The 8,075-nt window shown below is 65.2% G+C and carries 5 protein-coding genes; all 5 read left to right on the plus strand.

Going from position 1 to position 8,075, the window contains the following annotated elements; all coding sequences use genetic code 11:
* Positions 1-418: 418 nt before the first annotated feature.
* The 5 genes from ACIQVZ_RS38670 to ACIQVZ_RS38690 all read left to right on the plus strand — a co-directional run bounded on the left by ACIQVZ_RS38670 (position 419) and on the right by ACIQVZ_RS38690 (position 7,721).
* Positions 419-2,140, plus strand: a complete 1,722-nt coding sequence (locus ACIQVZ_RS38670; RefSeq protein WP_402456791.1) for a phage/plasmid primase, P4 family — start codon at positions 419-421, stop codon at positions 2,138-2,140.
* Positions 2,141-2,426: 286 nt separating this feature from the next.
* Positions 2,427-5,600, plus strand: coding sequence for a hypothetical protein (locus ACIQVZ_RS38675; protein ID WP_402456792.1), 3,174 nt, complete (start codon positions 2,427-2,429; stop codon positions 5,598-5,600).
* Between the two features lie 366 nt (positions 5,601-5,966).
* A complete protein-coding gene (locus ACIQVZ_RS38680; RefSeq protein WP_402456797.1) occupies positions 5,967-6,356 on the plus strand; it encodes a hypothetical protein in 390 nt (129 codons plus the stop codon).
* A complete protein-coding gene (locus ACIQVZ_RS38685; RefSeq protein WP_402456793.1) occupies positions 6,281-6,577 on the plus strand; it encodes a VRR-NUC domain-containing protein in 297 nt (98 codons plus the stop codon). Before ACIQVZ_RS38680 ends, ACIQVZ_RS38685 begins: the two co-directional genes overlap by 76 nt.
* Positions 6,578-6,824: 247 nt before the next feature.
* Positions 6,825-7,721 (plus strand): LysM peptidoglycan-binding domain-containing protein, encoded by an 897-nt coding sequence (locus ACIQVZ_RS38690; protein WP_402456795.1) that lies wholly within the window; start codon positions 6,825-6,827, stop codon positions 7,719-7,721.
* Positions 7,722-8,075: the final 354 nt, after the last annotated feature.

The raw sequence follows: 8,075 nt of genomic DNA on the forward strand, positions 1-8,075 counted from the left end.
TCTGTCGGGCGCATGCTCCACGGAGTCGCCGGCTCTCGCGACTCATCCGGGCTCGCGACGCGTGCGGCGTGGTCGTGGCGGCTGCGCGCCCTCTTCAGTCCCTGTCGTGTGCCCCTTTGGTTGCCCATTGATCGCTATCCATGGATCCAGTTGACTCACTTGTCGACTGGTAGCTCAATCGTTGCGAAAGGCTGCTTGAGTGACATAGGGTCGAGATCACGTTCCATTCGATTGCGAGTCAAGTCGGCTTCCCACTCATCGCCGGCAGGAACTCGGTCACGATCGAGAAAGCAGCAACATGACACCTCCTGATGCCCCCATATCTGTACCTGCCGCCGGCTCCAGTGCCGGACCGCGCACCAACCCCGTCGCTGACGTCCTGGCCAGTGTCATGGGGTCCTTCTCGCACCGCGACGACATGGCTCCGCCGAACGAGATCATCACCTACGTCACCGCTGCCTACCTCGACCGGATCGCCCCAGCCGATCCTCCGGCGCCCCGCGTGCTGGAGAAGGAGCTGCTGGCCATCGTGGGCGGCGTCATCAAGGCCGAGAACGTCAAGGCGGCCATGGCCGCCGAGAAGTACCCCCTGCCGAGATATCTGACGTACTGGCAGGTCGCGCAGATCCTCCTGCGTCTGCACCATGTCATCCGCATCGCGCCCAACGCCAAGGACACCGACCGTGAGTACGACCTGCTGGCGATGTACCAGGCCACGGGCCGCGCGCGTGGGACGTACATCACCAGCGAGGACGACATCCGCACCACGGCGCGCATGTACAACACCCAGCTGTCCCTCAAGGAGTTCGCCGAGGTCCTGGCCGTCCTGCGCGAAGACAGCCCGCGTCGCCACCAGAGCACGAACCGCGACTTCATCGCCGCGCGCAACGGCATCGTCTTCTACAGCACCGAGCCGCTGGACGTCACGATCTTCGGCAAGGATTTCCACTTCGAGCCCAAGCAGGTACACCCCTTCGACCCCGCCATCGTGCTGCTGACAAAAAACGACGTCGACTACGTGGACGACGCCCCGCAGCAGGCCATCACACATGCTCAGGACGGAGACTGGGAAGTCGTCGCCTGGATCGAGGAACTGTTCGACCAGCCCGGTGACGAGGGCCTCGCCGACCTGATCTGGGAGATCATCGGAGCGATCATCCGGCCGCACGTGCGCTGGGGCAAGACCGCCTGGTTCTACTCCGAGCAGGGCAACAACGGCAAGGGCACGCTCTGCGCGCTCATGCGCAACCTCGTCGGCAGCGGCGCGCACACCTCGATCCCGCTCTCGGACTTCGGTAAGGACTTCGCGCTCGAACCGCTGGTGCGCGCCAACGCGATCATCGTCGACGAGAACGACGTCGGCACCTTCATCGACAAGGCGGCCAACCTGAAGGCGATCGTGACCAACGACGTCATCCAGATCAACCGCAAGTACCGGATGCCGATCGCCTACCAGTTCTTCGGCTTCATGGTCCAGTGCCTGAACGAGTTCCCGCGTGTGAAGGACAAATCGGAGTCGTTCTACCGCCGGCAGCTCTTCGTGCCCTTCACCAAGAGCTTCACTGGGGCCGAGAAGAAGTACATCAAGGACGACTACCTCCAGCGCCGTGAGGTCCTGGAGTACGTCTTCTGGTACGCGATCAACCGCGCCAGCGCGTCATCTCCGGGTGACTACTACCAGCTCTCCGAGCCGGTGGCGACCAAGGCGGTCCTGGCCGAATACAAGGAAGCCAACGACCCCGTGCGCGCCTTCTGGGAGGAGTTCCGCGGTCGACTGGTGTGGGACCTGGCGCCGTTCACGTTCCTCTACGACCTGTACAAGGCATGGTTCGCCGACGTCTCGCCGTCGGGCTCACCGGTGGGCAACAAAGCGTTCATCGCCGACCTTGTGGCGGTCGTCCGGCCGGATGCCCTGTGGCACTGCCCGGACAAGAACCGCAAGATCCGGCCCGGCCAGATGATGAACACCCCCGAGGTGCTCATCGCCGAGTACGAGCTGAAGAAGTGGACGCACCCGAGCTACACCGGCAGCGACCCGAAGAAGAAGTCCCAGCCGACGCTGCAGGCCAACTACCGCGGACTGCTCCGGCAGACGGGCGCATCCGCCCCGACCGACGACACCACTGACGAACAGGACTGATGCACCCATGGCCAAAACTGCTGGCGCACTCGGCGAACTCACCTGAGGCCAGGGCCGCCTGGTCACGGCGATGACGCACGACGGGCGCGAGCAGCGGACCACCACCTCACCATCCCTCGCAGGTCACGGCAGACCCCTCGGAGAAGGCCCCGGGCTCACGGGTGAGGCGTCCTGGCGCACGGATGCCCCGCGGCGGCGCACTTCTCACGACTCCAGCTGAGGCCGCGCCTGCCTCCTCCCCAGACACCGGCCGTGATGGTCGGACCGACGAAAGGAGATCCCCACCATGACCTCACAACGAACACCCGTCACGGCCTCGAAGTCGCGCTTCACCTTCTACGACATCGAGTCGTTGTCGGACGTCTTCACCCTGTGCGCCTACACCCCGCAGCCTGACAGAGCCGTCGACGACCTGGAGATCTTCTTCCTCTCCGACGTCCAGCAGCTCTCCGACGCCGTGGACCCGCAGGCGCTCTATGAAGCCGTGGTGCGCTCCAACCCGGGCCTTCCCGCGGTGAGCGTCCGGCTGTGGAACCTGCGCGGCGAGCGGGGCAACCTCCGTCTCGCCGCGCTGATGGGCCTCTCGAACGCCGACCAGGTCAACGACCGCGGCGAGGTCTCGTCCTATCCGGCGAGCCTGCGCCCCGTCTGCGACACGGATCCCGAGTACGACCCGCTGAAGTACCCGTTCCTGGCCGGATACAACTCGCTGAACTACGACATGACCATGCTCGCGCTGTACCTGATGGAGACCTTCCCGGCCCCGCACTCCGGTCGTCTCGTCCAGCCGACCACCGCGCGCGAGATGCGCGAGCACAACGACAATCTGTTCACCGAACACATCGAGTACATGCCCGGCTACCTCGGCTGGAACGGCCCGGCCGCCAAGATCCGCCGCGCCATGATGCAGTCAGGCCGGCACCTCGACGTTGCCCGGCTCAACGAACTTCAGACCAAGGTGAGCCTCAAGCGCATGCTCGGGATGCTCGGCCGCCAGATCAAGGAGTCCGAAAAGCTCAGCCACGACACCTCGATCGCCGCGATCGAGGACCTGTACGAGCTGCTGGCCTACAACGTCTCCGACTGCCTGGGTCTGGCCCAGCTCTTCCAGCACCCGGCCTACGCCAGCAACTTCGACCTCAAGGCCGGCCTGCTGGCGCAGTACTCCGAGACCGTCTACGCCAAGAACGGCTCGGTGCGCCGGGACCGCCTGACCATCGACTCGTCCTCTGCGAAGTTCGTCGGCCGCATCCTCGCGCCGTACACCTCGCTGAACGACATCGAGACCGTGTCGTACCTCTATCCGGCCAAGGAGGTTGCCGACGAGCAGGGCATTCCCCAGGTCAACGTGCTCGACGAGTGCGTGCGCTTCTTCGAGGAGAACGTGGCCCCCGACCCTGCCAAAGACCCGGCCGCGACGCCGGCACAGGCGAAGGCACACCGCCAGTTCATCCAGGTCGTCAACTACTACCGTTCGGTCGAGCGACGGAACTTCAACGACTCCGAGGAGTACCGCGACCTGTTCGACCTCCCGGCCAAGTCCTTGCGCGAGATGCCGAAGACGCCGAACAACGTGCCCTACTTCCACCGCGACGCCTCCCCGTCGTCGTGCTTCGCGACGTTCAGCACAGGCGGCATCCACGGCGCGGAAGCAGACATGGAGGTCTTCGACACCGACTCCTTCGAGCACCGGGAGCAGGCAGCCATGATCGGCCTCGCCAAGCTCCTCTATCCGGACGCGAAGGACTTCGTCGCCGAGGCCAAGCGCCAGCACAACCTGCTCGCGCTGCCCGACGGCACGGCCGTCGACAAGCGGCTCGTGCTGCTGGGCTCGGACCCGCAGAAGGTGAAGTACCGCAAGCCGAAGAAGGACGACCCGGGCCAGGCTGAACAGCTCGCGCGTGCGCAGGCCCAAGTGCCGCATCCAGCGCAGCTGCTGGACACTCAGCGTCCGGACACCGAGGCGATGCACGTGCGCCTGACCGACGGAACCGTGCTCGACGGCAAGCTCGTCCTGGCCGTCACCTCGGCGGTCAAGGCCATCTACCGCGATGAGCCCGCGAAGAGGGCACCCGAGCTGTTCACCACGAAGACCGACGGGTCAACCAAGCTGCACCCGAAGTTCGCACGGACCTCGGCAGGCCTCGTCATCCACGAGGATTTCACCAGCTACTATCCGAACCTGCTGCGCAACATGCGGGCCTTCTACAACCCCGAGCTGGGCGAGGACCGCTACACGACGATCTTCTTCGAGAAGGAACGTCTGGGCTTCGAGATGAAGAAGCCAGGGATCTCCGCCGAGGAGAAGGCCCGGCTCACGACCTTGCGCAACGGCACGAAGCTGATTCTCAATTCGGCCTCCGGAGCGGCTGACGCCGCACACCGGACCCCGATCAGGATGAACAACCGCACCATCTCGATGCGGATCATCGGCCAGCTGTTCAGCTGGCGGATCGGGCAGGCCCAGACTCTGGCCGGCGCGCGGATCATCTCGACGAACACCGATGGCCTCTACTCCGTCGTCGGCGGGGGCAACGGCTTCGATGAGACTGCCAACAACCAGGTGCTCGCCGAGCAGCAGGCCGCCATCGGCATCGACATCGAACCGGAGCTGATGTTCCTCATCAGCAAGGACTCGAACAACCGGCTCGAGCTGGAGTCGCCCAGTCAGGACCGTAGCGTCGCCGACAGCCCGATCATCACCGCCTCCGGCGGGACACTGGCCTGCCACGCGGGTCCCACCCCGACGAAGTCGCTGGCCCACCCGGCCGTGATCGACTTCGCCCTGGCCCGCTATCTGCAGGCTGTCGCCAGCAGGGGAGAGGAGGCGCTTGCCGAGCCGTTCGACCCCATCCTGGGCCGGAAGATGATCGAGGAAGCGATCGACCCCGTCGATCCCGTGCGGACGCTGCTGCTGTTCCAGAACGTCCTCGCCGCCTCACGCGGATCGATCACCTACCCGTTCGCCGCCGACCCGGTCAGCGCCGGGCCCGACCGTGACGACAACGAGGACGCCGACGCGCAGCTGGTGAACCCGCGAGCCCTGCAGATGGTCAACCGGGTCTTCATCGTCCACGACGGCACCGATGGTGCCGTGAGCCTGCACAACGCCGGCGCATGGAAGGTGAACCCGGCCAGCCAGAGCAAGCGGCGCGAGTCCGGCAGCGCCGGGGTTCGACGTGACCCGATCGCGCTGGAGATCCTGCGCCACCACGGGTGGGCGAAGAACCGCAGTGAGGCCAGCACCTCCGACGGCCTCAGGCTGCTGCCCGATGACCAGGACGCCGTGATTCGCCGAATCAACGGCATCGATCCGTACTGGTCGCTGGTCGTCGTCAACGACGACCTCCGCACGCTGCCGCCCGCCCGGGTCGAGCAGCTCATCGCGGCGCTCGATCTCGACATCTACACCCGGATGCTCGACGAGACGTTCACCAAGAACTGGAAGAACGCCGCCTGATCAGCACCTGCACGGCGACCGGTCTGCGGGGTGCCGGGAAATATCGATACGACGCAGCCCGGCGCCTGTAGCTGTTCCACAGGACAGAGAATGAAACCGCATAACTCATTCGTCTTGAGTCCCAATTGAGGTTGAAGGTCGGTTCGGATTGTCGCAACAAGAGAATCGAGGGGGAATGGGCGCGCATTCGGTTAAGAGGGAATGCAAATTCGAGCAATGCCAACAGTTCTTCATGACGGGTAGTCGATGGGATAACCAGAGAGCCCATAATCTGGGATGGTTTTTCCAGCGGAACGGTGACGTGTGGTGCTCCAGTCATATCCCTGACTGGGTTGCCGGTTGGCGATCCGAAAACAAGGAGAAATAATGGTGTATGAAGAACTCGCGCCGACCGACACCTCCGTCCAGGACGGCGACGCCCAGGCCCAGCGTGAGAAGAACACGACCTGCGAGGGCATCCTGGTCCGCCGGGGCCAGATCTGGGAGAACCTCGACACCCGGCAGAGCGAGCGCCACGTCGCCATCGAGTCCGTTGCGGACGGAGAGGCCCAAGTCCGGGACCACTACGGCACGAAACGCTCCAGCCTCAGCATCTCCCTAATGCACAGACACGCCACAGGCTGGCGGCTCGTCGAGCCCGGCGAGCTGAAGTACGGTGCGCCGAAGGCGGGTGAGAGCCGATGTCGGTCCCGCGCGAACGGGACATCGAGGACTACCTCCTCGCCCAATGCCGGGCACACGGTTTCCTGTGTCTGAAGTTCGTCTCACCGGCCCGCGGGGGAGTGCCCGACCGGATCGTCGTCGCTCCCCGCGGTACCGTCTTCGTCGAAGTCAAACGCCCCGGCGGCCAGTTGCGGAAGCTGCAACAGCTCACACACACCAAGTTGCGCCGACACGGGGCCGAGGTCCACGTCCTCGACGACAAACCGGGCGTCGACGCGTTCATCGCCCACCTCCTCGAGTCCCAGTTCCATTAGCGAATATCGGCACCATGATCCAGAGGTGGCCGACTGCGGCCAACCGTCGCCACGTGAGGCCAGATTGATAGTCCACTTGCGTCAGTCTGCGGATCTCCGAGATCGACGAGACGCACGCCACCGTCGAGCTGGTCATCGGCCGGCATTACACCCTGGCCCAGCCTGGCCGCCGCACCCGCACCCGCCTCAACCGGTTCCGCCCGACCAGCGCCGGCTACCCCTACATCGCCACAGAGGAGATCTGACCGTGATCCGTGAAGCGCGCATCCCGCTTGCCGATCTGACGGAAGACCAGCTCGAAGGTCTCTACGTCCACATCGACTCCCTCACGAACACCCCGGTGCTGCGCACGTGCCTGGTGCCCGGGTGTCTGCGCCAATTCGACGCCATGGCGACGACGGCCGGCTCGCCCATGCGCGCCGAGTGGTCGGGGGAAGGCTGGTGCACGCTCGGCACGGGCAGCATCTTCCCCACTGGCGGCCACATCTGCCCCGACCACAAGGACCTCGTCACCAGCCACTGGCCGCAGCGCCTCCAACTGCCCTCCGGCCGTTGGTCCGTGGCTTGCCCGTGCGGCTGGTCCCCCGTTCCACAGCGCTGGCACCGTCTTCTCGCCGCCCTGTGGGAGCAGCACCTCCTCACCGAAACCGGTGCGCTGCCGCCCGCCCCGCCCGTCACCGACCCCGAACACCGACTCCCTCTGGCCGAGCACACCGAGGAGTCCCTCGCAGAGCTGTACGACCGGCTCTGGGACGCCGAAGCCGAAGTGCCTGAGCTCCGCAGCCTGGCCCGGGCGTACGCCGTGGGTTACAGCCTCACGGTGTCCGCCCTCCTCGGAGCGAAGACCGCCCTCGAAAACCTCCGCACGCGTATCACCCTTGACCCCCGCGACTGGGCCGCCGACAAGCTGGACGCCTTCCTCTGGGCTGTCCTCGTCGGCTGGAACTGTGAGAACGCAGACCCCGAGCACGTCCACAACGACATCGACTGTGCCGGCGACCAGACCCTGTGGACCATCGCCGATCAGCACAACATCCCCACCGGCCAAACCATGCAGGCCAACCAGCACCGCTGGTGGATCGCCAACGCCATCAAGGCCGCCCAGCAGATCGAGGACAACGACACCGTCACGGAGGACCAGTAAACGACACCTCGCCCCGGGCGGCGGCCCGACCCGCGTTCTGCGGCTCCTCGCCACCGCCGACGGGCACCTTGATCCGGGTGAGCGGATCGTCGCCGGGTGCCTCTTCTCGCGGTGGTTCTCATCGATGACTGAGGGCTCGATGCCCCTCATCTGCACCCTGCCCTACTCATCCTTCGATGAGAATCGCTCAGCCTTCGATACGACAGATCACCGACTACCTCACCCAGGTCGGAACCACCGTCCAGAAGACAGAGCAGAACTAGGAGATCGCTGAAGATCTTTCAGGTTCTGGCCCCACGTGCTTTCGCGTGGGGCCAGACTGTTGCGGGTGCAGGGAGACTGGGCTGGCGAGCT

The organism is Kitasatospora sp. NPDC098663 (assembly GCF_044760075.1).
Taxonomy (GTDB): Bacteria; Actinomycetota; Actinomycetes; order Streptomycetales; family Streptomycetaceae; genus Kitasatospora.

Bases quoted from the DNA above. Each gene is read 5' to 3' on its own strand.
- ACIQVZ_RS38680 (WP_402456797.1), top strand. From the start codon at position 5,967: ATGGTGTATGAAGAACTCGCGCCGACCGACACCTCCGTCCAGGACGGC.
- ACIQVZ_RS38670 (WP_402456791.1), top strand. From the start codon at position 419: ATGGCTCCGCCGAACGAGATCATCACCTACGTCACCGCTGCCTACCTC.
- ACIQVZ_RS38685 (WP_402456793.1), top strand. From the start codon at position 6,281: ATGTCGGTCCCGCGCGAACGGGACATCGAGGACTACCTCCTCGCCCAA.
- ACIQVZ_RS38675 (WP_402456792.1), top strand. From the start codon at position 2,427: ATGACCTCACAACGAACACCCGTCACGGCCTCGAAGTCGCGCTTCACC.